The organism is Rathayibacter sp. AY1C1, from assembly GCF_002932105.1.
Classification (GTDB): Bacteria; Actinomycetota; Actinomycetes; order Actinomycetales; family Microbacteriaceae; genus Rathayibacter.
On sequence record NZ_PSWH01000018.1, the window covers coordinates 12,460 to 37,620 of the forward strand.

Sequence of the window (25,161 nt, forward strand, 5' to 3'; positions counted from 1 at the left end):
CTTTCACCGGCGCGCCGGGCGGGACTCCGCGCTCTCCCAGCAGCGCGGGAGCGCGGGTCGGCGCTCAACGCCGCGAGGCGCCGACGAACTCCAGCCAGCCGGCCACGAACGGCTCGATGTCGTCCACCTCGTCCAGCGCGAGAGCGTCCAGATCGACTCCGCGGCACTCCAGCGTGAGGACGTGCCCGCGCACCCAGGCGGCCGCGCGCACGGCCCCGGCTCCCTCCCAGACCTCGAAGGGCTCCGGAGCCCCGTCGACCGGGATCTCCGCGATCCGCGTGGGGGCGGGCAGCGCCTCCGGCTGCACGAACGAGACGGGCGCCTCCTCCCGGCAGCAGAGCAGCGCGACGTCGTGCCGCGGATCGCCGAGGGTCGTGCGGATCTCGACGGAGGGCCCCGGCCCGCCCGGGACCGCCTCGTCGGCGAGGAACGAGAGCCCCCGGGGGCCGCCCGTCAGCGTCCACTCCGCCAGCAGCCGCGGACCGCTCCAGCCCGAGACCGCCCAGAGCGGGAGGTCGCCGAACGACCCGCGGATCCGCGCGACCCGCTCGGCGAGGTGCGCGGAGAACTCCTCCTCGCCGAGACGCCGCGCTCCGTCCATGGCCCGATCGTAGGTCGGGTGCCGCGGCACGGCCAGACCCCTCGCTACTGTGAACGTCGACCCCCGCCTCCCTTCCCCGCCGAGGAGCCCCATGCCCATCTGGACCCTGCACGGAGACGGCCGGACCGTCGAGCCCGGCGCCGTCGTCGCCCCCGGCGAGCGGCTCGCCTGGCCTGCCACGATCGCCATCGGCATCCAGCACGTCGTCGCCATGTTCGGAGCGACGTTCCTCGTGCCCGTGCTCACCGGGTTCCCGGTCGCCACGACCCTGCTCTTCTCCGGAGTCGGGACGCTGCTGTTCCTCCTGATCACGCGCAACCGGCTCCCCAGCTACCTCGGCTCGAGCTTCGCGTTCATCGCGCCCGTCACGGCCGCGACCGCCGTCGGAGGGACGGGGTCGGCGCTCGCCGGAGTCGTCGCCGTGGGCCTCCTCCTGGCCGCCGTCGGCGTCCTCGTGCAGGTCGTCGGCCTCGGCTGGATCGACAGGCTGATGCCGCCGGTCGTCGCCGGCGCGATCGTGGCCCTGATCGGGTTCAACCTGGCTCCGACCGCGTACCTCAGCTTCAAGCAGGCACCGATCACCGGGACGATCACGCTCGCCGCAATCATCCTGTCGAGCGTGTTCCTCCGCGGCTTCCTCGGCCGCGTCTCGATCTTCCTCGGCGTGGTCATCGGCTACGTCGTCGCCCTGCTGCGGAACGAGATCGACTACTCCGCGGTCGGTGCGGCCGACTGGTTCGGGCTGCCGCCGTTCACCTTCCCCGACTTCGCCTCCGGATCCACGTGGTCGGGCATCGCGATGTTCCTGCCGGTCGTGCTCGTCCTCATCGCCGAGAACGTCGGACACGTCCGCGGCGTCGCGACGATGACCGACGCCTCCGCCAACGCCAGCACCGGCCGGGCCCTGATCGCGGACGGTGTGGCGACCACCCTCTCCGGCGCCTTCGGCGGCTCCGGCACCACGACCTACGGCGAGAACATCGGAGTGATGGCGGCCACCCGCGTGTACTCGACAGCCGCCTACTGGGTCGCCGGCGTCACTGCGATCCTGCTCAGCCTCTCGCCCAAGGTCGGCGCCGTCTTCAACTCGATCCCTGCCGGAGTGCTGGGCGGCGCGACCACCGCGCTCTACGGCCTGATCGGCGTGATCGGCATCAAGATCTGGATCGACAACCGCGTCGACTTCTCGCGCCCGGTCAACCAGTACACCGCCGCGGTCTCCCTCGTGATCGCGATCGCCGGCTTCTCGTTCTCCTCCGGCGGCTTCGAGCTCGGCGGCATCGTCCTCGGCGCCGGCGCCGCCCTCGTGATCTACCACCTGGGCAACGCCATCGCCCGCTGGCGCCGCACCGGCGCCGACGACGGCGGCCCCCTCCCCGCCATCGGCCAGCTCGGCGGCGACCCGCAGGACCGCTGACCGCGGCCTGCTCCGGCCTGCCGCTCCCGAGACGCCGCCGTGCCGTCCGGACGCCGCCCTCCCGCGGCCGTCCCGGCGCGCACGGCGGCGTCCCGGCGCCGACGGAGCCGTCCCGGGACGCACGCCGGAGCAGCGCCCTCACTTACCACGTTCGGGGCAGTCCGCAACCCGGTGCGCTCCCAGGCGGCTCCCGCCTAACGTCGAGCGTGACGACCGCAGCAGCGGAACGCCGCACACCGAGTGAGACAGCAAGGAGCACCACCGTGCCGCAGATCATCGAGACCGTCGACGTCAACGTCCCCGTGTCCGTCGCCTACAACCAGTGGACCCAGTTCGAGGAGTTCCCGCGCTTCCTCGACGAGGTCGAGTCGATCCAGCAGGTCACCGACACCCTCACCGTCTGGAAGGTGAAGGTCGGCCCCGTCGAGCGCGAGTTCGAGGCGAACATCACCGAGCAGCACCCCGACGAGCGCGTCGCGTGGAACAGCACCGGCGGCGAGACCGACCACGCGGGCGTCGTCACCTTCCACAAGCTCTCCGACACCGAGACCCGCGTCACCGTGCAGCTCGACTGGGAGCCCAAGGGCTTCCTCGAGACGCTCGGCTCGCTCGTCGGCGCCGGCAGCCACGCTGTGAAGAAGGACCTGAACAACTTCAAGGAGTACATCGAGAAGCAGGGCACCCCCGACGGTGCCTGGCGCGGCGACGTCGAGGCCTGAGCCGTGACCGACGCAGCCACCTCGTCCGAGGGCGAGAAGAAGGCGAACGGTCTCGGCGACGACGAGACCATCCCGCACTCCGAGGACGGGCTGGCGGTGGGGGTCTCCGGAGACTCGCACTTCAACCCCGAGGAGGACGCTCCCGAGGAGCCCTCCGAGAGCTGACGCTCTCCTCCGGGGAGCCCGACCGCTCTCCTCCGCGAGATGCCACTTGTGCACATGACACGCCGCGAGGCGTGCGCACAGGTGGCATCTCGCGGTTGAAGGCTCAGCGCCAGGCCCGGGTGTACTGCGGGGGCACCGGCAGGTCCGCGCCGAGCTCGTGCGCCATCCGCACCGGAGCGTTCGGGTCGCGCAGCAGCTCGCGGGCGAGCAGCACGACGTCGGCGTCGCCGTTCGCGACCACGCCCTCCGCCTGCTCCGCCGTGGTGATGAGTCCCACGGCGCCGACCAGCGCACCGGTCGCCTTCCGCAGGTCGCGCGCGAACGGCACCTGGTAGAGCGGCGCCACCGGGATGCTGGCGTGCACGAGTCCGCCGGTCGACACGTCGAAGAGGTCCACGCCCTCGGCGCGCGCCCACTCCGAGACGGTGATCGTCTCCTCCAGTGTCCAGCCGCCCTCGGCCCAGTCGGTCGCGGAGAAGCGGACGAGCAGCACGAGCTCCCCGATCTCGGCGCGGACCGCGCGGACGACCTCGAGCAGCAGGCGCGCCCGGTTCTCGAGCGAGCCGCCGTAGGAGTCCTCGCGGGTGTTCGAGAGCGGCGACAGGAACTGATGGAGCAGGTACCCGTGCGCGGCGTGCAGCTCGATCACGTCGAAGCCGGCGTCCGCGGCGCGGCGGGCGGAGGCGCGGAACGCCTCGACGAGGCCGGGCAGCTCCTCCGCGGCCAGCTCGCGCGGCTCCGCGTAGCCCTCGAACGCGACGGCCGAGGGAGCGACGGTCGGCCAGCCGCCGTCCTCCAGCGGCACGGATCCGCGTCCGCTCCACTCGCGGTAGGTCGACGCCTTCCGGCCCGCGTGGGCGAGCTGCACGCCCGCGAGCGCGCCCTGTCCGTGCACGAAATCGACGATCGGAGCCCAGGCGTCGCGCTGCTCGTCGTTCCACAGCCCCGTGTCCCAGGGGCTGATCCGCCCCTCGGGGACGACGGCGGTGGCCTCCGCGATGACGACGCCCGATCCGCCGCGCGCGAGCCCGCCGAGGTGCACGAGGTGCCACGAGGTGGGCACGCCGTCCTGCGCCTCCACCGAGTACTGGCACATCGGTGCCGCCCAGAGGCGGTTGCGCGCGGTCCTCGAGCGGAGCGTCAGCGGCTGGAACAAGGCGGTGTCGGTCATGTCTCTCCTGTCGTGCTTCTCCGCGGAACGCCGCTTCGGTACGCGATACGCCGGTGAGGGCGCACGGCGGCGGCATCTCGCGGAGGGGGTCACGTGCTCCAACCGGGAGAAGAGCCCGGCTATGCCCGGATCAGCGCGGCCAGGTCGCCCCGGGCGCGTCCTGCCAGACGGTGCTCGGCGGAGCGAGCGACTCCAGCTCCTCGAACAACGCGTCGGGGATCTCGAGCGCGTCGTCGGCCACGAAGGAGTCGTAGTGCTCGGCGGAGGTGGCGCCGACGACCGTCGTCGTCACGCGGGGGTCGCGCGTCGAGAACTGCAGCGCGGCGGCGGCGAGCGGCACGCCCGCCCGGTCGCAGGCCGCTCCCATCGCCGCGACGGCGTCGACGATCTCGCGCGGCGCCGGCTGGTAGGCGTAGGAGGCGACCGGCTCCGGCCAGCGTGCGAGGGCGCCTCCGCCGTAGACCGCCGCGTTGACCACGATCACGCCGCGGTCCACGGACGCGTCGATCAGCTCCTCGGAGGAGCGGTCGACGAGCGTGAAGCGGTTGTGGGTGATCACGGCGTCGAACAGGCCGGTGTCGACGTAGTGGCGCAGCATCGGCGCGGGTCCGCCCGAGATCCCGATCGAGAGGGCGACGCCCGCCTCCTTCATCGCGACGAGCGCGCGGACCGGGCCGTCCTCGGCGAAGGCCTCGTCGTACGAGATGCGCTCCGGGTCGTGCAGGTAGAGCAGGGGGAGGACGTCCATACCGAGGCGCTCGCGGCTCTCGTCGAGGCTGCGGCGCATCCGCTCGGCCGAGTAGCTGCCGGTGCTCGGGTCGCGGTCGAGCTTGGTGACCACGGTGATCCCCTCGGGGACGCCGCCGCGGGCCAGCAGGGCCTCGCCGATCAGGCGCTCGCTGTGGCCGCCGGCGTACTCGTTGGACGTGTCGACGACGGAGACGGCGCGGGTGGCGGCGTCGGAGTCGAGGACGCGCTCGAGGGCCGGCACCCGGTCGAGGTCGGCGACGCGCTCGGGGCGCCAGGAGGTGCCGAGGGTCAGCCGGGTGACGGTGGCGCCGGACGGGCCGAAGGGCCGGAGGCTGGAGGACTGCGGAGTCATCCTCTCAGCCTGGCAGCGCCGGGGTCCTCCCCGCATCCCGCGGAGGATGAACGGTCAGTGGACGAGAGTGCTCAACCCGACGACGCCGAAGCCCAGGAGCGTCGTCGGGAGCGTCCCGGCGGAGAGGTGGGCGATCCGGAAGACGGCGATGGAGCGGAGCGGCGCGGCCGCCTCCGAGGTCGACGAGGTGTCGCGCTCGACGGGATCCCTCCGCGGGGCCTTCCGCGGGGCGCGATGACCGGGCGGCGGACCGGCCCGAGGCCGCCCTCACGGCGGGACGCGGGCCGGTGGTGCGGCCTAGGCTCGGCGCGTGACCGTCGATACCGCCGCCGCCGACTCCTCCGCCCGCTCCGCCGTGCTCGACGCTCTGGCCACTCCGGCGCTGGTGCTCGACGAGGCGGTGCTCGACCGCGACATCGCCGCCGTCGCCGCGGCTGCCCGCGAGCGGGGTCTGGCGCTCCGCCCCCACGCGAAGACCCACAAGTCGCTCGAGATCGCCCGGCGCCAGCTCGCCGCGGGGGCCGTCGGCCTCACCGTCGCGACCGTCTCGGAGGCCGAGGTCTTCGCCGCGGGAGGGATCCGCGACCTCTTCATCGCCTACCCGCTCTGGCTCGACGCCGAGCGCGCCGGGCGGCTCCGCCACGTCCTCGCGAGCGCCCGTGTGCGGGTCGGCGTCGACTCGGCGGAGTCGGCCGAGCGCCTGGCCGCGGCCCTGCCCGAGCGCGAGGGGCTCGAGGTCGTCGTCGAGATCGATTCCGGCCACCACCGCAGCGGCGTGCTCCCCGCCGAGGCCGGCCCGATCGCCGCGGCCGCCGTCTCAGCCGGGCTCGACGTCGCCGGCGTCTTCACCTTCCCCGGCCACAGCTACGCGGCCGGCAACGGAGCGGCGGCCGCCCGCGACGAGGCGCGCGCGCTCGCCGAGGCGGTCGCGTCGCTCGCGGCGTCCGGAGTCGAGGCCCGCGTGGTCAGCGGTGGCTCGACCCCCTCGGCGGCGTTCGCCGACTCCTCGGTGCTCACGGAGCTGCGCCCCGGGGTCTCGGCCCTCGGCGACGCCCAGCAGTGGGAGATCGGCACGACGACGCCCGAGGACATCGCCGTCACCGTCCTCGCCACGATCGTGTCCCGCCGCGGCGACCACCTGATCGCCGACGCGGGCAGCAAGGTGCTCTCCTCCGATCGTGGCGCGGCCTCGAGCGGCTTCGGCCGCCTCCCGGAGCACCCGGAGGCGCGCATCCCGGTGCTCTCGGAGCACCATGCGACGATCACCGGTGTCGACCTGCCCGTGGGGACGCGGGTGCGGATCGCGCCGAACCACGTCTGCGTCGCGGTGAACCTGGCCGACGAGTACCGCGTCCTCCTCCGCGACGGCGGCGGCGCCGTCTGGCCCGTCGACGCCCGCGGGCGGAACAGCTAGGCGATCCGCGAGCGCGGGATCCGCAGGCCGAGCAGCGCGCTCGCCGCCAGCAGCACGAAGGCGGAGGCGAAGGCCGCGGTCGGCGATGCGGCGTCGGCGAGAGCGCCTGCGAGCAGCGGCCCGATCACGCCGCCCAGGTCGGACGCGGCCTGGAACACCGAGACCGGCTTGCCGCCGCGCTCGCCCGCGGCGTCACCGACCAGCGCACCCGGGGCCGTGCCCATGAAGGCGGCCGCCGCTCCGTAGACGCAGAGCAGCACGACGAGCAGCCACAGCTCCGAGACGAACGGCATCGCCAGCATCGCCACCGCCGCGACGGAGAATCCGCCGATCAGCGCCGGGCGCCGACCGACCGTGTCGACGAAGCGGCCGGCGGGCGCTAGCGCGATCGTCTGCACCACCGCGGCGATCGCGAACGCGATGCCGGTCCAGGCGGGCTGCCCGCCGAGCCCCTCGACGACGAGCACGGGGACGAGCGTCGCGCGGACTCCCATCGCCGACCAGCCGAGGGCGAAGTTCGCCAGCACCGCGCTCTGGTACCGGCGGTCGCGGGCGACCTCGCGCAGGGGCTTCGTCCTCGCCGCGGCGGACGGTGCCGCGTCGCGCTCCGGCCGCTGCAGCAGGATCAGCCCGACGAGCCCCGCGATCGCGAGCGTGCCGGCGTAGAAGAAGAAGGGGGCGGTGAGCGAGATCGCCGTGAGCACGCCGCCCACCGCGGGGCCCGCCATGCCGCCGAGCAGGAAACCGCCCTGGTAGAAGCCGATCGAGCGGCCGCGCCGCTCCGGGCTCGCGGTGCGCAGGAGGAGCGTCATCGCCGCGACGGAGAACATCGCGGAGCCGATGCCGCCGACTCCGCGCAGCAGGAGGAGGTGCGGGTAGTCGGAGGCGAAGCCGACCAGCGCCGAGGAGAGCGCGACGATGCCGATGCCGACGGCGAGCACGACCCGCTCGCCGAACCGGTCGACGAGCGGCCCCACGAACGGATTCGCGACCAGCCGCATCAGCGCGAACGCCGAGACGACCGCGCCGACCGCCGTGTAGTCGACGCCGAAGCTGCGCACGTAGGTCGGCAGCACCGGCACGACGACGCCGAACCCCAGCATCACGAAGAAGGCGACGACCCCCAGCACGAGCACGTCCCGCGGCAGTCGCTCGCTGTCTCGGGAACGCCACGGGAATCGCACCTGTCGACGCTACCCCTTCTCGAGGGCCCGGCCCGCGCCTCGATGTGTCGAGTTCGCGCCGACCGTCCGACACCCTCTCCGCGATGGATACGGTCCCAGGACCCGATGGATCTGCCGGCGAATGAGGAGACGTCATGAAGAGTTCTCTGTGGTTCGGGTCCGGTCTCGCTGTCGTCGCGCCGGCGCTGACGTCGGTTCTCGGGGCGCAGGTGGCCTCGGCCGCTCCGATTCAGCCGAACAAGACGGCGGTACTCGTATCCGTGCTGTTCCTCGTGGGCTGCACCGAGCCGGGAGGCGATCAGGAGGCCGCTCCCTGTGTCCCGCTCGAGCGCACGTGGAACGACTACGCGCCGGAACTCGATCCCGTTCTGCGTCCACCGTTTCGCGAAGCCCTCGAGGGCTTCGACGAGAGCTCCTCGAACTCGATCGCGTCCGACGCTGCTCGTCTCGCCACGAGCAATCTGCTCTCCGCGATCTCCGGGGATCGACGAGCGAGCGAGTACTTCTGGAACGCCATGGACCTGATCGGCCGTGAGTGTGCCGAGGCGGGAGTCCCGCTGTCGTTCGACCACCACGGCGAGCAGTTGACCACGGGGAGCAGCGCCGTCCACGGGCGCCCGCCCTGGGCTCTCGATCCGCCGCCTCAGCCGGAGAGCGGCACGATCGAGCCGACGATCCCGGAGTAGCTCACGTAGTAGAGGACGCCGTCGCGGTGGAGGACGCCGCGGCCGGGGTAGCTCTCGTCCGGTCCGTCGGGCCCGTCGAGGAAGCCCGGAGCCGCGGTGTCGTCGGCGGTGAACCCGTCCGCGAGGAGCGCGGCGCTCCGGTCAGGCCACTCCGCGTCCGGGACCGCCAGCTGCCCGACCACGACCGACACGTCGCCCTGGCCGCTCCACCGGCAGAGCACCCCGTCCTCGTCGATCTCCTGCACGACGGGGTAGTCGACGTCGTAGACCGTCGCCTCGGGCGAGAGGGCGAGACCGTCCTCGGCGAGCGACGCCTCCTCCTCGGCCGTGAGCAGGTCCTCGCAGGGGAGCAGGGCGGTGGCCGGGGTCGCGGTGGGCAGCGGAGTCGCGCTGCCGGCGCTCGCGGTCGGGACAACACTGCTCGGCGTCGGAGCGCTCGAGACCAGCGGTGGAGCGGTCGTCGGGGCCGTCCCCTCGTCGGCGCTTCCCGTGCAGCCGCTCAGCGCGAGCAGCCCCGCCCCGCAGGCGAGCAGCACACCGGCGCCCCTCGCGGTCGTCGTCCGGATCATCGCGAGCCCCCTCGTCCGCGGCGGCCGCATCGCCGCCCCCTCGATCCTCTCCTCCGCCCTCGCCGGCTGTCCACCGCCCCCGGCCGGCGCAGAGGCGACTACCGCTTCGGCCCCGCGCCGATCGCCCAGACCCGCGGCGGCACGGTGCCGTTGACCGCGTGGTCGCCGACGATCCGCGCCTTGAACACCCACGGATTGTGGCTCGCTGCCGTGCGCGCGTTGCGCCAGTGCCGGTCGAGGTTCTTGCGGGTGCTCACCCCGGAGGCGCCCAGCGCGTCGAAGAGGTCGGAGGTCGCCCGGGTGGCCAGTTGCGTCAGGACGATCTGGGCCTGCGCCGTCTCGAGCTCGGCGAGGTCGTTCTGCCGCTCGTCCTGGAGCGGGTCGCCGTCGAGGGCCGCGTCGTGCGCCCGCTGCAGCGCGACCGCCGCGCGCTCCACGATCGCCGCTCCCGCATAGGCGGCGGCCGAGACCTGCCCCACCACCTGCAGGATCTGCGGATCCGCCGCGAACGACTCGGCGTTCCCGTGCGAGAAGATCCGGGTCCGCGCCCGCACTTCGGCCGCGATCTCGCGCTCGGCCCCCGCGATCGAGCCCGCCAGCACGGCCAGCAGCACCGCCTGGTAGAACGCGGTCTGGTAGCGGAACCGGGTCTCGAAGTCGATCACGTCCTCGGCCGCGACCACCGCCTCCGTGAAGGTGCTCGTCCCCGAGCCTGTGGTGCGCTGGCCGAAGCCGTCCCAGTCGTCGGCGTGCTCGACGCCCGCCTGGCGCGCGTCGACGATCGCGATCACCTTCTGCCCGGTGTCGGTGCGCTGGGCGAAGGTGTCGATCCAGTCGGCGAAGACGCTGCCGGTGGAGTAGTACTTCGTGCCGGTCACGGTGAACCGCGTCGGGTCGCCCTCGACCGGAGCGACCTTCGTCTGCACGTCGCCGATCGCGACCGTGCCGACCTCGGTCCAGGCGTTGCCGCCGAGCTCGCCGTCGGCGAAGCGCCGGAGCCAGCGCTCGCGGGTCCCGTCGGTCGCGAGCAGCCGGTCCTCGACCAGGGCGAAGTGGCCGCGGAGCGCCTGGGGCAGGTTGGAGTCGGCGGCGGCCAGCTCCGTCAGCAGGCGGAACAGCTGGGGGAGGCTCGCGCCGGCCCCGCCGGACTCCAGCGGCACGCGCACCGCGCCGAACCCGGCGTCCGCCAGCGCTCGGATCTGCGCGACCGGCAGCTCGCGCGCGCTCTCCCGCGCCGCCGCTCCCGCCGCGATCTCGGCGAACAGCGGCCGGAACCGCCCCGCCAGCTCCTCGTAGTCCACCTCGGGCACGGCCCGCACGTCGGTCGCGGTCATCGTCGGCTCCTGTTCCGCTGCGCCCACCCCGGGCGGCTCGTGCTCGACGGTAGGGGAGGAGCCCGGTCCGCGGTCCGCCCGTGACGCCCGGTGTCCCTCCGTGACGCCCGGTGTCCCTCCGTGACCTCCGGTGTCCCTCCGTGACGCCCGGATCGGGGAATGCCTCGCCCCCGGGGCTGTTGGCCCAGGGGATGTCCTCCACCACTCCCGTCCCCCCGTCCGACCCCCGCAGCGCCCTCGTCGTCGGTGCGACGGGCATCGGCGGCTCCGCCCTCGTCGACCTGCTCACCGAGCAGGGGTGGCCGGTGACCGCCCTCTCGCGCCGCCCGATCGACGCGCTCCCCGGCGTCACTCCGCTCGCCGCCGACCTGCGCTCCGCCGAGGACCTGGCCCGCGTTCTCGCCGACCAGCGCCCCACGCACGTCTTCTTCACCGCCTGGTCGCGTCAGGCGACGGAGGAGGAGAACATCGCGGTCAACGGCGGCATGGTCCGCGACCTCCTCGCCGCGCTCGCGCACGCTCCCGTCGAGCACGTCGCGCTGGTGACCGGCCTCAAGCACTACCTCGGCCCGTTCGAGGCGTACGGGCAGGGCGCGATGCCCGACACCCCGTTCCACGAGGAGGAGGAGCGCCTCGACGCCCCGAACTTCTACTACGCGCAGGAGGACGAGCTCTTCGCCGCGGCCGGGCGCGCCGGGTTCACCTGGTCGGTGCACCGTTCGCACACGGTCATCGGGCACGCCGTCGGCAACGCGATGAACATGGGGCTGACCCTCGCGGTCGCGGCGTCGATCCACCGTGCCGAGGGCACCCCGTTCGTGTTCCCCGGCTCGCTCACGCAGTGGAACGGACTCACCGACATGACCGACGCGACGATCCTCGCCGAGCAGATGCTCTGGGCGTCGACGTCGGAGGCGGGCCGTGACCAGGCCTTCAACGTGGTCAACGGCGACGTCTTCCGCTGGCGCTGGATGTGGACCCGGATCGCGGAGCACTTCGGCGTCGAGCCGGTCGGCCCGGGGGAGGAGCCGCAGCCGCTCGAGCAGCAGATGGCCGATGCCGAGCCCGTCTGGCGGCGTCTCGTCGACGAGCACGGGCTGATCGAGCCCGACCTCTCCCGCGTCGCCTCCTGGTGGCACACGGACGCCGACCTCGGCCGGAACCTCGAGGTCGTCACCGACATCGGCAAGTCCCGCCTCGCCGGCTTCACGGCGTTCCACCGGACGGTCGACTCGTTCACGGCGCTCTTCGACCGCTACCGCGCGGAGCGCCTGATCCCCTAGCCCGTCGGCCCTCATCCGTCGCCGCTCCGTCGTCCGCCGGACACCCCGTCGACACCCCTCGTCTCCCCGCCGTGCCTAGCGTCACGGCATGGCGGCGAGCGGATGATCGAGCGGGTGGACCCGTTCCTGGGCACGGAGGCGACCGCGCTCCCGGAGCCGACGGGGCTCGCAGCGACGTGGTGGTCGCCGAAGCCGCAGATCGGGAACACGCACCCCGGAGCCACCTACCCCCTCGGCATGGTGTCCGCGTGCTCCTACTCCGGCGCCTATCCGACGGGCTACGGCCGCTACGACCTCGCGCTCGAGGGGGTCCCGCCGACGCTCCACGACGGCCTCGAGGCGAGCGGATTCACCCACTTCCAGCAGTCGGGCACCGGCGCGATCCGCAAGTACTACAACTACCTGCGGGTCACGCCGATGCTCGAGCCGCTCGACGAGCTCGGGTGCAGCTGGGCCCTCGAGGACGAGGTGGCGGAGCCCGGCTACTACGCGGCGACCCTCTCCTCCGGCGTACGGGCCGAGCTCACCGTCGGGCCCGCCTCCGTGGTGCACCGCTACACCTTCCCCGAGCACCGCAGCGCCCGCGTGGTGGTCGACCTCTCCCTCGGAGGTCTGGCGATCCCGAGCGGAGCGACGGTGCCGCTGCGCGCGCAGCTGCACTCGATCTCGCCCGGCGTCGCGGCCGGCGAGGTCGTGATGGAGGGGGCGCCGCTCGCGGTGCACCTGGAGTGCGACGCCCTGCAGTGGCGGCAGATGCTCTGGTACGACCGCCGGCTGATGCCCGGCGGGACCCGGCTCGACTTCGACCACATCCGTCCCACCACGCTGCGCCCCTTCGGGCTGATGTGGGCGGGACCCAGCACGGCAGGGCAGACCGTCGAGCTCCGGATGGGCTTCTCGCTGCGGGGCACCGACCGCGCCCGTGAGAATCTGCATCGCGACGTCCCTCCTGCGGGCACCGGGTTCGACCAGCGCCGCGATCGCACCCGCAAGACGTGGCGGAAGCGCCTGCGCACGATCGCCGTCGACACCCCGTCCGCCGAGCGCGAGACGATCTTCTCGACCGCGCTCTACCACTCGCTGATCAAGCCGTGCCTCGCCCCCTCCGAGAGTCCGTTCTGGCCGACGGACGGACCCTTCGTCTTCGACATCAGCACGATGTGGGACATCTACCGCACTCAGCTCCCGCTGCTCACGATGCTGCTGCCGGAGCGGGCGGTCGAGATCGCGGCTGCGCTCCTCACCATCTGCGAGGAGGAGGGCAACTTCCCGATCGGCTACCGGATGGCCAAGGGCAGCGACCGGTTCTCGCGCCAGGGCAGTGCCCTCGCGCACACCTTCCTCGCCGACCTCTGTCGGCTCGGGCTGCCCGGCATCGACTGGGACGCCGCTCTCGTGCACATGAGCGAGGACCTCAAGCGGATGTACGGCGAGGAGTTCCTCGCCGCGGGGGAGGCTCACCCGATCAGCCACACGCTCGACCTGGCGCACGGCTACTGGTGCACAGCGGTCGTGGCCCGCCACGTCGGCGATCTCGAGCTCGCCGAGCAGCTCGAGGAGCGCGCCGCGCAGTGGGTGAACGCGTTCGACCTCCGCTCCGGCCTGCTCAAGGACTCGACGTACTACGAGGGCACCCGCCACAACTACTCGTTCCGCCTGCTGCACGACATGGCCGGGCGCATCGCCCTCAGCGGAGGGGACGAGGGCTTCGTCGCCCAGCTGGACGAGTTCTTCGGCTACGGAGCCGAGCCGGTCGTCCAGCCCGGGCTGCGCCCCGAGCGGAGCGAGATGCTCGCGGGAGCCGAGCTCGGACGCTTCGAGGGGCTCAACAACGAGCCCGACATGGACTCGCCGTGGGCGTACCACTACGCGGGACGGCCTGACCGGACCGCCGAGATCGTGCACGGCGTGCTGCACCAGCGGTTCGGAGCGGGCCGGGGAGGCCTGCCAGGGAACGACGACTCCGGCGGCCTCAGCTCCTGGTACGTGTGGGCGAGCCTCGGGCTGTTCCCCGTCGCCGGGCAGGGCCTGGTGCTGGTCAACGCGCCGAGCTTCGCGCGCGCGTCGGTGGCGATCGGAGGGGCCGACCTCGAGATCCGGACCACCGGCTTCGTCGAGCCCGAGCCGGGTGGGCCGGTCCAGTACGTGCAGTCGGCCGAGTTCGACGGCGCGCCCCTCCTGACGAGCGTCCTGACCGCGGCCGCCCTCCATCGCGGCGGCGAGCTGCTCCTGCACCTCGGTCCGGAGCCCTCCGACTGGGGGACCCTGCCCGAGCACCGGCCGCCCTCGTGGCCGGCGCGCCGGCACTGACCCCCGCTCGCTGTCACCCCCGCTACCACCGACCCCGCGCGTCCGGCCTCCGCCGCCGCACCCGACCGACGACCCCTGAAGGAGACCCATGGACCAGAGCACGCACGCGAACACCGTGCAGAACAGACTCGTCATCGTCGTCCGCGCCGATCCGGTGATCTGCGGGCACTCCGTCGAAGCGCGCAATCTCGCCGAGACCGCCCGGGAGCGCGGATTCGACGAGGTCCGGATCGTCACCTGGCCGATCGACCGGCTCGAGGCCGCGGGCCTCCCGCTCAAGCCGCTCGACGCCGTGCTGCCCTACAGCGACGGCATCGTCGTGGAGCGGCCGGGACCCGTGGGCGACTACAAGGTCCCGGACGGCCGCTGGCTGGCCGGGATGACCGGGCGCCTGATCGAGCTGTTCACCGACGGCGTCCCGACCGTCTGCCTCTCGCTCTACCTGAGCCCGCACACGCTCGTCGTGGCCGACGCCCTCCGCGCCGCCTGGAGCACCGGACTGCCCGTCGAGGTGACCACGATCGCCGAGGCCGTCGGCTCCGACGTCACGAACGTGGTCCGCCGGGCGGTGGAGGAGGGCCGGCTGGGCGCCGCCGCCCACATCCTCTCCTCCTACCTCTCGCAGGACCACTGCGTCGCGGTGTCGGAGTACACGCGCGACCTGATCATCGAGGAGGCGGAGCGCGTCGACGCCGCGCACGGGACGCGCTTCGCTCCGCAGTGCCGGGAGCGCATCGCCGTGTCCTACCCGGCGATCGACGCGGACGCCTACCTCGACCTCGACCCCGGCGTCGTCGAGGAGGTCGTGCGGGCCCGCGGACTCCGGACCGACGGCTACGTCCTCTTCCTCTCGCGCCTGACCGAGGCGAAGGGCGTGGAGGATCTCATCACCGGCTACGAGCGCAGTGCCGTCCACGAGCGCCACGAGCTCGTCATCGCGGGTCGCGGTCCGCAGGAGGCGGAGCTGCGCCGGATCGCGGCGGCGTCACCGCTGGCGCACCGCATCCGCTTCCTCGACGACGTCGGCGACGCGGAGAAGCCCTTCCTGATGGCGGGCTGCGCGGCGTTCGTGCTCCCGAGCAAGCCGCGGCCCGAGTTCGTCGAGACCTTCGGCATCGCGCTGGCCGAGAAGATGCTCGCCGGGGGCGGCCCGATCATCACCACGCTGACCGGCGGCATCGGCGAGGCGATCGGCGAGCACGCCTTCGTGACCCCGGTCGACAGCCCGGACACGATCGCCGCGCTCCTCGACCACGCCGTCCTCGAGCTCAGCGCCGACGATCGCGCACGCCGAGCGGCGGCCGCCCGGGAGTACGCCCTGCAGTTCGATCGGCGGGTCGTGTTCGACCGCCTCTTCGCCCGCCTGGCGCGGCCCGCCGTGGCGACGGCGGCGCTCTAACGGCGGGAGTCCGGAGAGGCCGTCGCTGCGGCGCCCCTCGCGATGAGCACGTCCGGCGAGAGCTGGTGGCGCACGAAGCGGAGCGTGAAGCTGCGGCGGTCTCCTCCGGCGACCCGCTCGGCGAGGACGCGGATGCCGAGGACGGCGACGACGCGCCACTGCTCGGTCTCGTGGGCGACGACGGCGCAGAAGAGGTCGCCCGGGCGCACCTCGTCGACGGTGGTGGTGAGGCTGTTCGTTCCGTGGGTCATCTGGCCGCTCCTGGTTCCGGCGGACCTCGCGGACGGCGCTTCGGGTGCGCCGCGCAGCCGTCCGCCGGTCGCTCGAGAGGGGGGCCCGAGCGGCCGGCGGCCGGTCATGCGTGCGACAGCAGGGACGAGCCCGCCGGAACGACCCCGTGCCGCAGGAGCAGTGTAGGACTGCGACCCTGACCGTGGCGCGGAATGTCAACCACTTGCGAGCGCGCTCCCGGGGTTCTGAGACCCGGAGACGACGGAACCCGCCTCCCGGGCGGGAAGGCGGGTCGTGTCGGTGTGCGGCGGCGGAGCCTGATCGGGAGCGGCTCCGGCGCGGAGGGTCAGGCGGCGGGCTCGGCGCGGCGCAGCGGGACGGCGGCGTTGCTCGTCGGCTCGGGCACGATGCGGAGGCCGGCGCCGCTGTTGGCGCGCTCCATGAGGGCCTCGACCCACTCCGGGTTGATCGTGGGCTGGCGGCTGCCCTTGAACTCGAACTGGATCGGGATGGTCGGGTGCATCCACACGCCGCGGCGGCCGGTGCCGGCCTGGGGGCTCGCGTCGAGGGTGAGCAGGAAGCGCTCGTCGCGGCGGAACTTGTTGATGATGACGATCTGGAGGTGGGCGAGGGCGCGGTCCTCGACCTCGATGGCGGCGGGGGGAGTGCCGTACAGGATGTTGCCCATGGTGTGCTCCGATCTGACGTGCGAGTGGCTGACGTCCGTCACTCTATATCGCTAGAAAGACTTCCTACTAGTTGAGCTAGCTACTTACGTCGCGGAGTGCGTTTTCTGTCCATCGCCGCCGGACGACTCGATTCTCCGACGGATCCGGGCGCGGCAGAAGACCCTCGGAGTGAACTCCTGGGGACGCGCGGCCACGGCCGCGGGGACGCCGGTCAGGCGCGGCGCTGCTCCAGCACGCCGTCGGCGTACTCGCCGATCGGCTCGCCCGCGAGCTCCTGGGCGGCGTCGACCGTCTCGGAGTCGGCCGGGCGCTCGACGATGTCGCGCATCGTCTGCAGGAAGCGGATGACGGTCCCGGCCTCGGAGGGGTTGAGCGTCTCGGCCGCCTCGAGCATGCGGCGGTGCATCTCGTCGAGCGTCTCGCGCACCTCGCGGTGGGAGGTGGGGGTGGCGACGATGCGGATGGCCCGGCGGTCGCTCGGGTGCGGCTCCCTGACCACGTGCCCGCTCTTGACCAGCCGGTCGATCAGCACGGTCGTGGAGGCGGAGGAGATGCCGAGGTAGGAGGCCAGGTCCTTCGGGCTGACGTGCACGCCCTTCTGCTGGCGGCGCATGAGGAACTGCACGGCCAGCAGGTCGTTCTCGCCCATGCCCATGGATCCGCGGGTCCGTCGGCGCATCGCGGCCTCCGCCGTGCGGAAGGCGCGCATCGCGGCGAGGACCTCCACCGCTCCGGGCTCGGTCGCCTCACCCGAGAACCAGAAGGCCCCGGGTCGCTTCAGCGTGACCTCATCCATGCCGAACAGTCTAGACAGTCTCGTAGCAAGAACATCTAGACAAGCCAACCTCCCCCGAGGTGCTTGCCTGGAAGGGCGGCGACCACTACGAAGGGACTACTAGTTAGACGAGCTAGTGACTCATTCGCGAAGGGAGCTGCCCGTGCTGGACGAACTCGACCGCCTGCAGCCGCTCCCCGCCGACGTCGTGGATCCGCTGGTCGGCTCCACCCTGGCCGGTCGCTACCTCGTGCTCGAGCGGGTGGGGGAGGGCGGCAGCGCCGTCGTCTACCGCGCCCGCGACCTCCGCCTCGCCCGCCAGGTCGCGGTCAAGGTCCACCGCGACGTCCCGGACACCCCCAACGAGCGGGCGCGTCGCGAGCGCGAGATCCGCTTCTTGATCGACTCGCGTCACGCGTCCGTGGTGGACGTCCTCGACCAGGGCGAGATCCCCGGCGAGGAGGGCGACCTCGCGTTCCTCGTCCTCGAGTACTTCGACCGCAGCGACCCGGCGGCCGACTGGTTCGGCTCCGGCGATCCGCGGCTCATCGCGGAGGTCGGCGCTCAAGTGGCCGACGCTCTCGCGCACCTGCACGCGCAGGGCGTCCTCCACCGCGACGTGAAGCCCGAGAACGTCCTCGTCCGCTCGCGCGCCACCGCATCCGGCTTCTCCGCGCACGAGGCCAAGCTCAGCGACTTCGGGATCGCCCGCTCGGTCGACGACGCCCGGCTCACCCGCTCCGACGTGCTGGTGGGCACCGCCGCGTACCTCAGCCCCGAGAGCCTCGGCTCCGGCCCGGTCGGACCGGCGTCCGACGTCTACTCGCTCGGGCTGGTCCTGCTCGAGGCCGTCTCGGGCCGCAGGGCCTACACCGGCACGACGCTCGAGATCTCGATCCAGCGCCTCCACCACGCGCCCGTCGTCCCGGAGTCGGTCCCGGCGGAGTGGCGCGAGCTGCTGACCGCGATGACCGCTCTCGATCCGGCCGACCGCCCCTCCGCCGAGGAGGTGGCACGCCGGCTCTGGGCGCGCCTGGCCGGCGGCCCCGCCGCAGCCCCCTCCCGCAGCGGAGTCACGGGCACGGTCGCCCTCGTCGCCGCGGGCCTGGTCGGCGCGGTGACGGCCCTCTCGCTCACCGGCTGGCTGGGCTGAGCGCCCCGAGCGGTCCTCGTCCGCTCAGGTTCCTCGCGAGCGTGCTCCCGTAGGCTCCGGGCGACCCTCGACCGACCCCGAGCCGCGTCGCCGCGGACCGAACGGAGCCGATCCCATGAGCCCGCGCCGCCTCTTCCGCCTGCTGTCGATCGTCGAGGCGGTGACCTGGACTCTCCTGATCGTCGGGATGCTGCTGAAGTACGCGGCCGGAGCCGGCGACTGGCCGGTGAGCGTCGCCGGGCCGATCCACGGGTTCGCGTTCCTCGCCTACGGAGCCGCGGCCCTGGTGCTCGCGGTGAACCAGCGGTGGTCGGCGGGCGCGACGGCGCTCGCGGTCGTCAGCGCGGTCGTGCCCTACGCGACCATCCCGCTGGAGCGCGGCTTCGAGCGCCGCGGCCTGCTGGAGGGCCCGTGGCGGACGCACGCGACGGACGACCCGCGCGACCGGCGTGTGACGAGCAGACTCCTCCGCTGGGCGCTCGCGCGGCCCGTGCTCGCCGGGGCGCTGGTCCTGGCTCTGGTCGCCGTGGTCTTCGCGGCGCTGCTCGTGGTCGGCCCGCCCGGGGGCGGCGAGGCCTGATCCCGCGCGCGGCGTGCCTCAGACGGGGCGCGTCTCCGCGTCGATGAGGATCTCGGCGGCGCGACGCGCGTGCAGGGCGGCCTCCGGGGTTCCGGCGATGGCCGCGGTGGTCTGGGCGCCCTCGGCGAGGATCGCGAGCTGCGCGGCGAGCTCGGCGCCGCCACCCGCCTCCTCGGCGAGGGTCGCGAGGAAGCGCTGGAACGTCTCCTTGTGGTCGCGCGCCATCTCGGCGACCATCGGGTTCGACGAGCCGAGCTCCCCGAAGGCGTTGATGAAGCCGCAGCCGCGGAACGAGTCCTCGGAGAACCAGTCGAAGAGGAAGTCGTAGATCGCGAGCAGCTTGCCGCGAGGTCCGTCCGCCGCGGCGACCCGGGTGGTCACGCCGAGGGTCCACTGCTCGTGCCGGCCGTGCAGGACGGCGACCACCACCGACTCCTTGCTCGGGAACTCCGAGTAGAGGCGCTTCAACGAGACGCCCGCGGCCGTGCGGAGCTCGTCCATCCCGACCGACTGGATGCCGCGCTCGTAGTAGAGCCGGTCGGCGGCCGCGAGGATCGCCTCGCGGGGAGGGCGCTCGTCGAGGATCGGGGACATCCCTCCATGGTAGGCGGTACCAGAACGGGCGTTCTCGGTCGGCTGCCGCGCTCTCCGCAGGGGATCCGGGGGTCGGACGCTGCTGCTAGCGTCGCGCTCGGGTGCGCAGGCGCCCGGGGACGGGAGGCGGACGCATGGTCGTCGCGATGCAGGCCGAGGGATTCGACGGGCCGGAGGCGCTGCGCGCCGTCGAGGTCGATCCGGGGGAGCCGGCGCCCGGCAGGGTGCGGATCGCGGTGCGCGCAGCGGGCGTGAACCCGGCCGACGCGAAGCTCCTGCGCGGGATGTTCGGGCGCGGACGGGTGCCGGTCCGGCCGGGCAGCGAGGTCTCCGGAGTCGTGACCGCGGTCGGCGAGGGGGCCGAGGGGCCGCTCGGCCCGATCCGGGTGGGCGACGAGGTCGTGGCGTTCCGGGTCTCCGGCGGCTACTCCGCCGAGCTGGTCGCGCCCGCGAGCGCGGTCCTGCCCAAGCCCGCCGGGCTCGGCTGGGCGGCGGCCGCGGGCCTGCTGCTGGCCGGGACGACCGCCGAGCACCTCGTCGAGGCCACCCGCGTCTCCTCCGGGGACACCGTCCTGGTGCACGGGGCGAGCGGGGCCGTCGGCTCGCTCGCGGTGCAGCTCGCGGTCGCCCGCGGAGCACGGGTGCTGGGCACCACGAGCGAGCGCGGCGAGGAGGTCGTCCGCCGCTTCGGCGCGGAGCCGGTCCGCTACGGCGCCGGGCTGGAGGAGCGCGTGCGCGTCTTGGCCCCCGGCGGCGTCGACGTCGCGCTGGACACGGCGGGCACCGACGAGGCGCTGGACGCCTCGGTGGCTCTGGTCGCCGACCGCTCGCGCATCGCCACTGTGGCCGGCTTCGAGCACGCCGCCCGCCTCGGCGACATCCTGCTGCTCGGCGGCGGACCGGGAGCCGATCCCGGCACCGCGCTCCGCGACGCCGCCCGGCCGGGCCTGCTCGACCGCGCCGGTCGCGGGGAGCTCGAGGTCGTGCTCGGGCCCTCCTTCCCGCTGACCGAGGCGGCCGCCGCGCTCGCCCTCGTCGAGTCGGGCCGCGCGCGCGGCAAGACGGTCCTGCTCCCCTGAACGAGACGTCCTCCCTCGACCTGCCGGCCCTCGGGCCCTTCGACTCAGCCGGCGCCGCGAGCCTCCTCCGCAACCACGCCCTCCCCGGAGTGGAGCGGGTCTCGGCCGACGGCCGACGCCTGGAGCGCCTGCTCACCCTCGACGGGGCGCCGCGGCCGATCGTGCTCGAGGTGACGGAGACCGGGCTGCGGGTGGAGGCGGAGCCGGACGTGCTGACGCCGGCGGCCGCGGTCGTCCGAGCCTGGTTCGACCTCGACTCCGACGTGGTGGCGATCGGCGCCGAGCTCTCGCGGGACCCGCTGCTCGCCCGCTCCGTCGCGGCCCGGCCGGGGCTGCGCGCGACGCAGTACCCGGAGGCGTTCGAGGCGGCGGTCATGGCGGTCCTCGGCCAGCAGGTGTCCGTCGCCGCGGCCCGGACCTTCGGCGGACGCACCGCCGCGGCCTTCGGCGCCCCGGGGGAGCGCGGTCTCCTGGCCTTCCCCGCACCCGCCGCCCTGCTCGCCCCGGAGTTCGAGGCGCTGCGCTCGGCGATCGGGATCACCAACGCCCGGGCGCGGACGGTCCGGGCCGTCGCCGAGGCCTTCGCCGCCGGACCCGTGCTCGACCGCGCGGGCGACCTGCCGGAGCAGCGGCGCGCGCTCCTCGCGATCCCGGGCATCGGGCCGTGGACGGCCGACTACCTCGCGCTCCGGTTCCTCGGCGATCCGGACGCCTTCCCCGCCGGCGACCTGGTGCTGCGGAAGGCGCTCGGCCGGGTGAGCACGGCGGAGGCGGAGGCGGCGTCGCAGGCGTGGCGGCCGCACCGGGCGCACGCGGCGTTCCACCTGTGGGCGAGCACCGGAGCGGTCTGAGCGGGTGGACGACCCGAGTCGAGAGCCGCGCCCGGACCGGCGGCCGGGACCGGCCGCCGACGGATCAGGTCAGGTACTCGACGTCGTCGTACAGGATCGGCGCGTCCTCGGCATCCGGATCCTCGACCGGGACGTCCTCGTGCTCGAGGATGACCGCGACGCCCGGGGAGACCAGCACGCAGACCTCGCGCTCGCCGGCGACCGTGAAGCTCACCATGTCGCCGCGGTTGCGCACGGCCTCGACCAGGCGCTTCTCGAGCTCCTCGGTGTCGAGGGAGACGGCGAGGAGGAAGCGGCGGCCGTCGATGCTGAGCGTGGTGCGCCGCATCGTCGCCTCGGGCTCGGGAGGCGTGCCGCGTCCGCCGCGGCCCGGCGTGACCGCCTTGACCCGCAGCGACGAGGCGTGCATCCGGATGACGGCGTTCACGAGCCCGCCTCCGGGCGCGACTCGTGGTGGCGGCGGCCGCCGGAGCGGCGGTCCTCCTTCATCTCGGACTCGAAGAGGTGGCGGCGTCCGCCGGCGAGCTCGTCGCGCGCGGCGCGCTCCTGCTCCCGGAACGCGGCGTAGTAGGTGTCGTCGTAGTCCTCGACGATCTGGAAGGTCCAGCGCCCCTCGATGACGTTGCGGCCGACGAGCTCGGCCTCGATCCGCTCGGCGGTCGCGGCGTGGCCGGCCTCGCGCAGCGCGTCGACGGCCTCGCCCAGAGCGAGGTCGGCCGCGCCGGTGAGCCGGTGGAAGCCGTAGAGCAGACCGCGGGCGTGCTCGACCGTCTCGAGCGCCTCCGAGAGCTTCCCGAGCGCCGCCACGGTGGCGTCGTCGAGACCCTCCGGGCGCAGGTGCGCGGAGTCGGGGTGGTCGTGTGAGCTGCTCATCCAGGTGAGCTTAGGCCGACCTAAATGCTCTGTGACCCCCTTGCGCCGCCGCCGGGAATGGTTCGTGCCCGGAACGGCAGGGCGGTCAGGTGCACGTCGCGGAGCACTCCGTCGTCGGCGACGGCGGTCAGGAAGGTGCAGGCCGGCTGGCGCCTCCGATCCGTCGGGGAGCCCGGATTGAGCAGGCGGAGACCCGCCGGGGAGACGGTGTCCCAGGGGATGTGGCTGTGCCCGAAGACGAGCACGTCGGCACCCGGATGGGCGGCGTCGGCGCGGGTCTCGCGGCCGGTCGCCGCTCCGGTCTCGTGCACCACGCGGACGTCGAGGCCGGCGATGCGCGCGCGCGCGACCTCGGGCAGGCGGGCGCGCAGCGGCTCCGGATCGTTGTTGCCCCACACGGCCAGCAGGAGCGCCGCCCGCTCCTCCAGCGCGTCCAGCGTCGCCTCGTCGACCCAGTCGCCCGCGTGCACGACCAGGTCTGCCTCGTCGACCGCGTGCCACACCTCGTCCGGGAGGGCCTTCGCCCGCTTCGGGAGGTGCGTGTCGGCGAGCAGGAGGAGGCGGACCGGACCGTCGACCTCGGGTGGAGAGCCGTCGGGGCCGGGCTGGAGCAGGGGCATCAGCGGGCGGGGCCGGGCGTCGGCTCCACTCCGCCGTCGGCGCCGGGCTCGGTCGCGGTGCCGGAGCTGCGGAGGCGGGCGTCGAGCGCCTCGAGGTCGGCGGCGAACCAGAGGTGGTCGCCGCGGTTCGACTCGACGACGAAGGCCTGCAGCGCGCTCGACTCCGCCACCGGTCCGCTGACGTCGCCGAGGATCACCAGCCGCTTGCCGTACGAGACGAACTTCTGCACGAACTCGCCGGCGATGCCGGAGCGCAGGCGGAGGAACTCGGGGTCGAGCCGGCCGACGGGCACCACGATCGTCTCGACATCGCCGCCGTAGGTCTCGCAGATGAGCGCGATCGCGTCGTCCGGGGTCGAGAGCGCGCCTCCGTCGTCGTCGACGAGCAGGAGGGGGACGCCCTGGCGGGTCTCGGTTCTCATCGGGCCAGCCAAGCACGTCGGCCGGGGAGAGGCGAGCAGTGCCGTCCGGGCCTCCGCTCGGGGCGTCCCCTCCTGCGCCGGTCGTGCTTGCGGGGACACGCCGATCAGGCGTCCGGACGGGCTGCCCGCACCGCCGCTACGAGCCCGGCAGCTCGACGCGGCGCTTGAAGCCCACGTGCGAGTCGACGAAGCCCAGGCGCAGGTAGAAGCGGTGGGCGTCGGTGCGGGCGGCGTCCGAGGTCAGCTGGACGAGCGGCGTGCGGAGCTCGATCGCAGCGACGTCCAGCACCCAGCGCATCAGGGCCGTGCCGATCCCCGCCGACCGCTCGGCGCTCGCCACCCGGACCGCTTCGACGAGCAGGCGGGAGCTGCCGCGGCGCGCCATCCCGGGGATCACGGTCAGCTGCAGCGTGCCCACCACGGCTCCGGTGCGGTCGATCGCGACCACGAGATCGTTGCCCGGGTCCTGCGCGATGCTCCGGAAGGCGGACTCGTAGGCGGCCCCGTCCTCCTCGGCGGCGACGTCTCCGCGCCCGGCGCTGATCGGGTCGTCGGAGAGGAGCCGGACGAGCGCGGGGAGGTCGTCGAGCACCGCGCGGCGGAGGAGGAGGCTCCTCTCCTCGGGGCCGGCGTCGCAGGGGAGGGTCAGGTCGGCGATCATGCCCTCATCCTCCCGCGGCCGCTCGCTGCTCCACCCCGCGAGCGGTGGTCGGAGGCGGGCAGGACGCGGCTGAGAGCGGCAGGGGGATCCTGGTGCCCGGTCCGCACGTCCACGCGCCGCGTGCCGCAGCCGGCGCAGCGGACGTACACGACGACGCCCTCGCTGGTCCGGTGGGCCGACTCGGTCGTCCAGCCGTGCTCGTGCGGATCGACGGCGGGGGCGAGCGGCTCGGAGGGGTGCGGGGAGGGTGTGGAGGTGCGCATGGGAGCCACTGTGCTGTCATGGTCTTATGCAGCTCAACCCTTACGGCGAGTACGCGGTCCTGCTCGCCGCCTCCCTCGCGAACGACTGGCCGTCCGACCGCGAGGGCATCGAGGCGCGCACGCGCGAGTTCGGCATGACGATGGCCTTCGAGTCCGGCCCGGACGACCACGCCCGGACACGCGACGTGATCGACGAGTGGCTGGAAGTGGTCGACGCGCCGACTCCGAGCGACCGGGCGACGTCGCTGAACCGCCAGATGGCCGCGATCGCCGCGTATCCGCGCCTGACCGACCACGACGACGAGGGCTGGCACCTGCACTACCGCGACCGGGACCAGTCCCTGGCGCACGTCCTCCACGCCGTCATCGCGGTGGGCACGGCGCTGCACCTGACGACCCGGGGGATGAGCCGCCTCCTGCGGTGTGAGGCCGGTCGGGCGTCGGGCGACCACTGCAGGAACGTCGTCGTCGACGTGACGCGGAACGGCCGGCAGCGGTACTGCTCCGTCCGCTGCGCGAACCGGGCCGCGGTCCGGCGGCACCGCCTGCGGCACGCGGAGTGAGTCCGCGCGGCCCCGTCACTCCGCCGCGTCGCCGCCCGGCTTCATCCAGAACGGGGAGTAGTGGTAGCCGTCGAGGTCGTCGAACTGGCGCTGGTACATGAAGGGGTAGTCGTCGGTGTCGCCGATCCGGCCGCCCGCGGCGGCGGCCCGCTCGACGAGCTCGTCGACGGCCTCGCGGCTGTCGAGGTCGAACGAGACGGTCACCTTCGAGGGGGTGCCGGGGGCGCCGATCAGCTCCTCGGTGGCGCCGACGCTCTCGTACATCGCGCGGCTCGCCAGCATGACGGACGTGCCGGGACCGATCGCGAAGCAGGAGACGTCCTCGCGGGACATCTCGGCGTTCAGGGTCCAGCCCAGCGCGGTGTAGAAGGCGGTGGCGCGCTCGACGTCGTCGACCGGGCAGGTGATGAAGAGGCTCATGCGCTCACCCTCGCCACCTGCGGGCGGGCCGTC

General features: G+C 73.6%; 30 protein-coding genes. 13 read left to right on the forward strand and 17 right to left on the reverse strand.

Annotated elements, in window-relative coordinates; translation table 11 throughout:
• Window positions 1-64: 64 nt before the first annotated feature.
• Window positions 65-601 carry a hypothetical protein gene (locus C5C71_RS10125; protein ID WP_104225957.1) on the reverse strand — a complete coding sequence of 179 codons (537 nt, stop codon included), beginning with the start codon at window positions 599-601 and terminating at the stop codon, window positions 65-67.
• A gap of 91 nt (window positions 602-692) precedes the next feature.
• Here C5C71_RS10125 and C5C71_RS10130 point away from each other — a divergent pair, with 91 nt between their 5' ends.
• From C5C71_RS10130 to C5C71_RS17595, 3 genes are all read left to right on the forward strand, one after another.
• Window positions 693-2,018: a uracil-xanthine permease family protein gene (locus C5C71_RS10130; protein WP_104225956.1), complete on the forward strand. Its 1,326-nt coding sequence runs from the start codon at window positions 693-695 to the stop codon at window positions 2,016-2,018.
• Between the two features lie 263 nt (window positions 2,019-2,281).
• Window positions 2,282-2,737, forward strand: coding sequence for an SRPBCC family protein (locus C5C71_RS10135; RefSeq protein ID WP_104224157.1), 456 nt, complete (start codon window positions 2,282-2,284; stop codon window positions 2,735-2,737).
• Window positions 2,738-2,740: 3 nt separating this feature from the next.
• Window positions 2,741-2,902 (forward strand): hypothetical protein, encoded by a 162-nt coding sequence (locus C5C71_RS17595; protein WP_167299017.1) that lies wholly within the window; start codon window positions 2,741-2,743, stop codon window positions 2,900-2,902.
• A 103-nt stretch (window positions 2,903-3,005) separates the two neighbouring features.
• Here the strand turns inward: C5C71_RS17595 and C5C71_RS10140 are convergent, their stop codons facing one another.
• Both C5C71_RS10140 and C5C71_RS10145 read right to left on the reverse strand, forming a co-directional pair.
• Complete coding sequence (locus tag C5C71_RS10140; protein WP_104254884.1) at window positions 3,006-4,073, reverse strand: NADH:flavin oxidoreductase/NADH oxidase; 1,068 nt, start codon at window positions 4,071-4,073, stop codon at window positions 3,006-3,008.
• 130 nt (window positions 4,074-4,203) lie between these two features.
• Entirely contained in the window at window positions 4,204-5,175 is a 972-nt protein-coding gene (locus tag C5C71_RS10145) for an aldo/keto reductase (protein ID WP_181065690.1), read from the reverse strand.
• Between the two features lie 310 nt (window positions 5,176-5,485).
• On the opposite strand from C5C71_RS10145, the gene C5C71_RS10150 reads away from it, so the two are divergent.
• Window positions 5,486-6,589, forward strand: a complete 1,104-nt coding sequence (locus C5C71_RS10150; protein ID WP_258068702.1) for an alanine racemase — start codon at window positions 5,486-5,488, stop codon at window positions 6,587-6,589.
• On the opposite strand, the gene C5C71_RS10155 is transcribed toward C5C71_RS10150, so the two are convergent.
• Complete coding sequence (locus C5C71_RS10155; protein WP_244229579.1) at window positions 6,586-7,773, reverse strand: MFS transporter; 1,188 nt, start codon at window positions 7,771-7,773, stop codon at window positions 6,586-6,588. The two genes, C5C71_RS10150 and C5C71_RS10155, sit on opposite strands and share 4 nt — an antisense overlap.
• A 134-nt stretch (window positions 7,774-7,907) precedes the next feature.
• On the opposite strand from C5C71_RS10155, the gene C5C71_RS10160 reads away from it, so the two are divergent.
• On the forward strand, window positions 7,908-8,459 hold the full coding sequence (locus C5C71_RS10160) for a hypothetical protein (RefSeq protein WP_104337623.1): 552 nt from the start codon (window positions 7,908-7,910) through the stop codon (window positions 8,457-8,459).
• Here the strand turns inward: C5C71_RS10160 and C5C71_RS10165 are convergent.
• A complete protein-coding gene (locus C5C71_RS10165) occupies window positions 8,417-9,028 on the reverse strand; it encodes a hypothetical protein (RefSeq protein WP_104246995.1) in 612 nt (203 codons plus the stop codon). The genes C5C71_RS10160 and C5C71_RS10165 overlap by 43 nt on opposite strands.
• Window positions 9,029-9,126: 98 nt before the next feature.
• Window positions 9,127-10,362 carry an acyl-CoA dehydrogenase family protein gene (locus C5C71_RS10170; RefSeq protein ID WP_104246996.1) on the reverse strand — a complete coding sequence of 412 codons (1,236 nt, stop codon included), beginning with the start codon at window positions 10,360-10,362 and terminating at the stop codon, window positions 9,127-9,129.
• Between the two features lie 191 nt (window positions 10,363-10,553).
• Here C5C71_RS10170 and C5C71_RS10175 point away from each other — a divergent pair, with 191 nt between their 5' ends.
• From C5C71_RS10175 to C5C71_RS10185, 3 genes are all read left to right on the forward strand, one after another.
• Window positions 10,554-11,645, forward strand: coding sequence for an SDR family oxidoreductase (locus tag C5C71_RS10175; protein WP_104319292.1), 1,092 nt, complete (start codon window positions 10,554-10,556; stop codon window positions 11,643-11,645).
• A gap of 114 nt (window positions 11,646-11,759) precedes the next feature.
• On the forward strand, window positions 11,760-13,955 hold the full coding sequence (locus C5C71_RS10180; RefSeq protein WP_258068703.1) for a glycoside hydrolase domain-containing protein: 2,196 nt from the start codon (window positions 11,760-11,762) through the stop codon (window positions 13,953-13,955).
• A gap of 88 nt (window positions 13,956-14,043) precedes the next feature.
• Window positions 14,044-15,354 carry a glycosyltransferase gene (locus C5C71_RS10185; protein WP_104249746.1) on the forward strand — a complete coding sequence of 437 codons (1,311 nt, stop codon included), beginning with the start codon at window positions 14,044-14,046 and terminating at the stop codon, window positions 15,352-15,354.
• Here the strand turns inward: C5C71_RS10185 and C5C71_RS10190 are convergent.
• The 3 genes from C5C71_RS10190 to C5C71_RS10200 form a co-directional block, all read right to left on the reverse strand.
• Complete coding sequence (locus tag C5C71_RS10190) at window positions 15,351-15,605, reverse strand: hypothetical protein (protein WP_104249747.1); 255 nt, start codon at window positions 15,603-15,605, stop codon at window positions 15,351-15,353. The two genes, C5C71_RS10185 and C5C71_RS10190, sit on opposite strands and share 4 nt — an antisense overlap.
• A 326-nt stretch (window positions 15,606-15,931) precedes the next feature.
• On the reverse strand, window positions 15,932-16,273 hold the full coding sequence (locus C5C71_RS10195; RefSeq protein WP_104224199.1) for an ATP-dependent DNA ligase: 342 nt from the start codon (window positions 16,271-16,273) through the stop codon (window positions 15,932-15,934).
• A gap of 212 nt (window positions 16,274-16,485) precedes the next feature.
• The gene (locus tag C5C71_RS10200; protein ID WP_104224167.1) at window positions 16,486-17,070 is read right to left on the reverse strand and encodes a MarR family winged helix-turn-helix transcriptional regulator; all 585 of its coding nucleotides are present in this window, start codon (window positions 17,068-17,070) and stop codon (window positions 16,486-16,488) included.
• A gap of 142 nt (window positions 17,071-17,212) precedes the next feature.
• On the opposite strand from C5C71_RS10200, the gene C5C71_RS10205 reads away from it, so the two are divergent.
• Complete coding sequence (locus C5C71_RS10205; RefSeq protein WP_181065691.1) at window positions 17,213-18,202, forward strand: serine/threonine-protein kinase; 990 nt, start codon at window positions 17,213-17,215, stop codon at window positions 18,200-18,202.
• 115 nt (window positions 18,203-18,317) lie between these two features.
• Complete coding sequence (locus C5C71_RS10210) at window positions 18,318-18,782, forward strand: DUF3817 domain-containing protein (protein WP_104247001.1); 465 nt, start codon at window positions 18,318-18,320, stop codon at window positions 18,780-18,782.
• 18 nt (window positions 18,783-18,800) lie between these two features.
• On the opposite strand, the gene C5C71_RS10215 is transcribed toward C5C71_RS10210, so the two are convergent.
• Window positions 18,801-19,376, reverse strand: a complete 576-nt coding sequence (locus C5C71_RS10215; RefSeq protein WP_104224170.1) for a TetR/AcrR family transcriptional regulator — start codon at window positions 19,374-19,376, stop codon at window positions 18,801-18,803.
• Window positions 19,377-19,510: 134 nt separating this feature from the next.
• Here C5C71_RS10215 and C5C71_RS10220 point away from each other — a divergent pair, with 134 nt between their 5' ends.
• Both C5C71_RS10220 and C5C71_RS10225 read left to right on the forward strand, forming a co-directional pair.
• Complete coding sequence (locus C5C71_RS10220) at window positions 19,511-20,455, forward strand: NADP-dependent oxidoreductase (protein ID WP_258068704.1); 945 nt, start codon at window positions 19,511-19,513, stop codon at window positions 20,453-20,455.
• A gap of 20 nt (window positions 20,456-20,475) precedes the next feature.
• A complete protein-coding gene (locus C5C71_RS10225) occupies window positions 20,476-21,306 on the forward strand; it encodes a DNA-3-methyladenine glycosylase (RefSeq protein ID WP_258059774.1) in 831 nt (276 codons plus the stop codon).
• A 64-nt stretch (window positions 21,307-21,370) separates the two neighbouring features.
• On the opposite strand, the gene C5C71_RS10230 is transcribed toward C5C71_RS10225, so the two are convergent.
• From C5C71_RS10230 to C5C71_RS10255, 6 genes are all read right to left on the reverse strand, one after another.
• Window positions 21,371-21,733 carry a hypothetical protein gene (locus C5C71_RS10230; protein ID WP_104224172.1) on the reverse strand — a complete coding sequence of 121 codons (363 nt, stop codon included), beginning with the start codon at window positions 21,731-21,733 and terminating at the stop codon, window positions 21,371-21,373.
• Window positions 21,730-22,179, reverse strand: a complete 450-nt coding sequence (locus C5C71_RS10235; protein ID WP_104224173.1) for a hypothetical protein — start codon at window positions 22,177-22,179, stop codon at window positions 21,730-21,732. Before C5C71_RS10235 ends, C5C71_RS10230 begins: the two co-directional genes overlap by 4 nt.
• Window positions 22,180-22,199: 20 nt before the next feature.
• Window positions 22,200-22,799, reverse strand: a complete 600-nt coding sequence (locus C5C71_RS10240) for a metallophosphoesterase (RefSeq protein WP_104337624.1) — start codon at window positions 22,797-22,799, stop codon at window positions 22,200-22,202.
• Window positions 22,799-23,221, reverse strand: a complete 423-nt coding sequence (locus C5C71_RS10245; RefSeq protein ID WP_104337625.1) for a DUF4180 domain-containing protein — start codon at window positions 23,219-23,221, stop codon at window positions 22,799-22,801. The genes C5C71_RS10240 and C5C71_RS10245 overlap by 1 nt, the downstream gene beginning before the upstream one ends.
• 136 nt (window positions 23,222-23,357) lie before the next feature.
• Window positions 23,358-23,882: a GNAT family N-acetyltransferase gene (locus C5C71_RS10250; protein ID WP_104262384.1), complete on the reverse strand. Its 525-nt coding sequence runs from the start codon at window positions 23,880-23,882 to the stop codon at window positions 23,358-23,360.
• A complete protein-coding gene (locus tag C5C71_RS10255; protein ID WP_104272808.1) occupies window positions 23,879-24,145 on the reverse strand; it encodes a hypothetical protein in 267 nt (88 codons plus the stop codon). The genes C5C71_RS10250 and C5C71_RS10255 overlap by 4 nt, the downstream gene beginning before the upstream one ends.
• A gap of 26 nt (window positions 24,146-24,171) precedes the next feature.
• Between C5C71_RS10255 and C5C71_RS10260 the strand changes: the two genes are divergently transcribed.
• Window positions 24,172-24,708: a CGNR zinc finger domain-containing protein gene (locus C5C71_RS10260; protein ID WP_104319295.1), complete on the forward strand. Its 537-nt coding sequence runs from the start codon at window positions 24,172-24,174 to the stop codon at window positions 24,706-24,708.
• 15 nt (window positions 24,709-24,723) lie between these two features.
• Here C5C71_RS10260 and C5C71_RS10265 read toward each other — a convergent pair whose 3' ends face one another.
• Window positions 24,724-25,128: a VOC family protein gene (locus C5C71_RS10265; protein WP_104254872.1), complete on the reverse strand. Its 405-nt coding sequence runs from the start codon at window positions 25,126-25,128 to the stop codon at window positions 24,724-24,726.
• Window positions 25,129-25,161 lie beyond the last annotated feature (33 nt).

Bases quoted from the DNA above. Each gene is read 5' to 3' on its own strand.
- C5C71_RS10125 (WP_104225957.1), bottom strand. From the start codon at position 601: ATGGACGGAGCGCGGCGTCTCGGCGAGGAGGAGTTCTCCGCGCACCTC.
- C5C71_RS10130 (WP_104225956.1), top strand. From the start codon at position 693: ATGCCCATCTGGACCCTGCACGGAGACGGCCGGACCGTCGAGCCCGGC.
- C5C71_RS10140 (WP_104254884.1), bottom strand. From the start codon at position 4,073: ATGACCGACACCGCCTTGTTCCAGCCGCTGACGCTCCGCTCGAGGACC.
- C5C71_RS10145 (WP_181065690.1), bottom strand. From the start codon at position 5,175: ATGACTCCGCAGTCCTCCAGCCTCCGGCCCTTCGGCCCGTCCGGCGCC.
- C5C71_RS10160 (WP_104337623.1), top strand. From the start codon at position 7,908: ATGAAGAGTTCTCTGTGGTTCGGGTCCGGTCTCGCTGTCGTCGCGCCG.
- C5C71_RS10165 (WP_104246995.1), bottom strand. From the start codon at position 9,028: ATGATCCGGACGACGACCGCGAGGGGCGCCGGTGTGCTGCTCGCCTGC.
- C5C71_RS10170 (WP_104246996.1), bottom strand. From the start codon at position 10,362: ATGACCGCGACCGACGTGCGGGCCGTGCCCGAGGTGGACTACGAGGAG.
- C5C71_RS10175 (WP_104319292.1), top strand. From the start codon at position 10,554: ATGTCCTCCACCACTCCCGTCCCCCCGTCCGACCCCCGCAGCGCCCTC.
- C5C71_RS10185 (WP_104249746.1), top strand. From the start codon at position 14,044: ATGGACCAGAGCACGCACGCGAACACCGTGCAGAACAGACTCGTCATC.
- C5C71_RS10190 (WP_104249747.1), bottom strand. From the start codon at position 15,605: ATGACCCACGGAACGAACAGCCTCACCACCACCGTCGACGAGGTGCGC.
- C5C71_RS10195 (WP_104224199.1), bottom strand. From the start codon at position 16,273: ATGGGCAACATCCTGTACGGCACTCCCCCCGCCGCCATCGAGGTCGAG.
- C5C71_RS10200 (WP_104224167.1), bottom strand. From the start codon at position 17,070: ATGGATGAGGTCACGCTGAAGCGACCCGGGGCCTTCTGGTTCTCGGGT.
- C5C71_RS10210 (WP_104247001.1), top strand. From the start codon at position 18,318: ATGAGCCCGCGCCGCCTCTTCCGCCTGCTGTCGATCGTCGAGGCGGTG.
- C5C71_RS10215 (WP_104224170.1), bottom strand. From the start codon at position 19,376: ATGTCCCCGATCCTCGACGAGCGCCCTCCCCGCGAGGCGATCCTCGCG.
- C5C71_RS10220 (WP_258068704.1), top strand. From the start codon at position 19,511: ATGGTCGTCGCGATGCAGGCCGAGGGATTCGACGGGCCGGAGGCGCTG.
- C5C71_RS10235 (WP_104224173.1), bottom strand. From the start codon at position 22,179: ATGAGCAGCTCACACGACCACCCCGACTCCGCGCACCTGCGCCCGGAG.
- C5C71_RS10240 (WP_104337624.1), bottom strand. From the start codon at position 22,799: ATGCCCCTGCTCCAGCCCGGCCCCGACGGCTCTCCACCCGAGGTCGAC.
- C5C71_RS10245 (WP_104337625.1), bottom strand. From the start codon at position 23,221: ATGAGAACCGAGACCCGCCAGGGCGTCCCCCTCCTGCTCGTCGACGAC.
- C5C71_RS10250 (WP_104262384.1), bottom strand. From the start codon at position 23,882: ATGATCGCCGACCTGACCCTCCCCTGCGACGCCGGCCCCGAGGAGAGG.
- C5C71_RS10255 (WP_104272808.1), bottom strand. From the start codon at position 24,145: ATGCGCACCTCCACACCCTCCCCGCACCCCTCCGAGCCGCTCGCCCCC.
- C5C71_RS10260 (WP_104319295.1), top strand. From the start codon at position 24,172: ATGCAGCTCAACCCTTACGGCGAGTACGCGGTCCTGCTCGCCGCCTCC.
- C5C71_RS10265 (WP_104254872.1), bottom strand. From the start codon at position 25,128: ATGAGCCTCTTCATCACCTGCCCGGTCGACGACGTCGAGCGCGCCACC.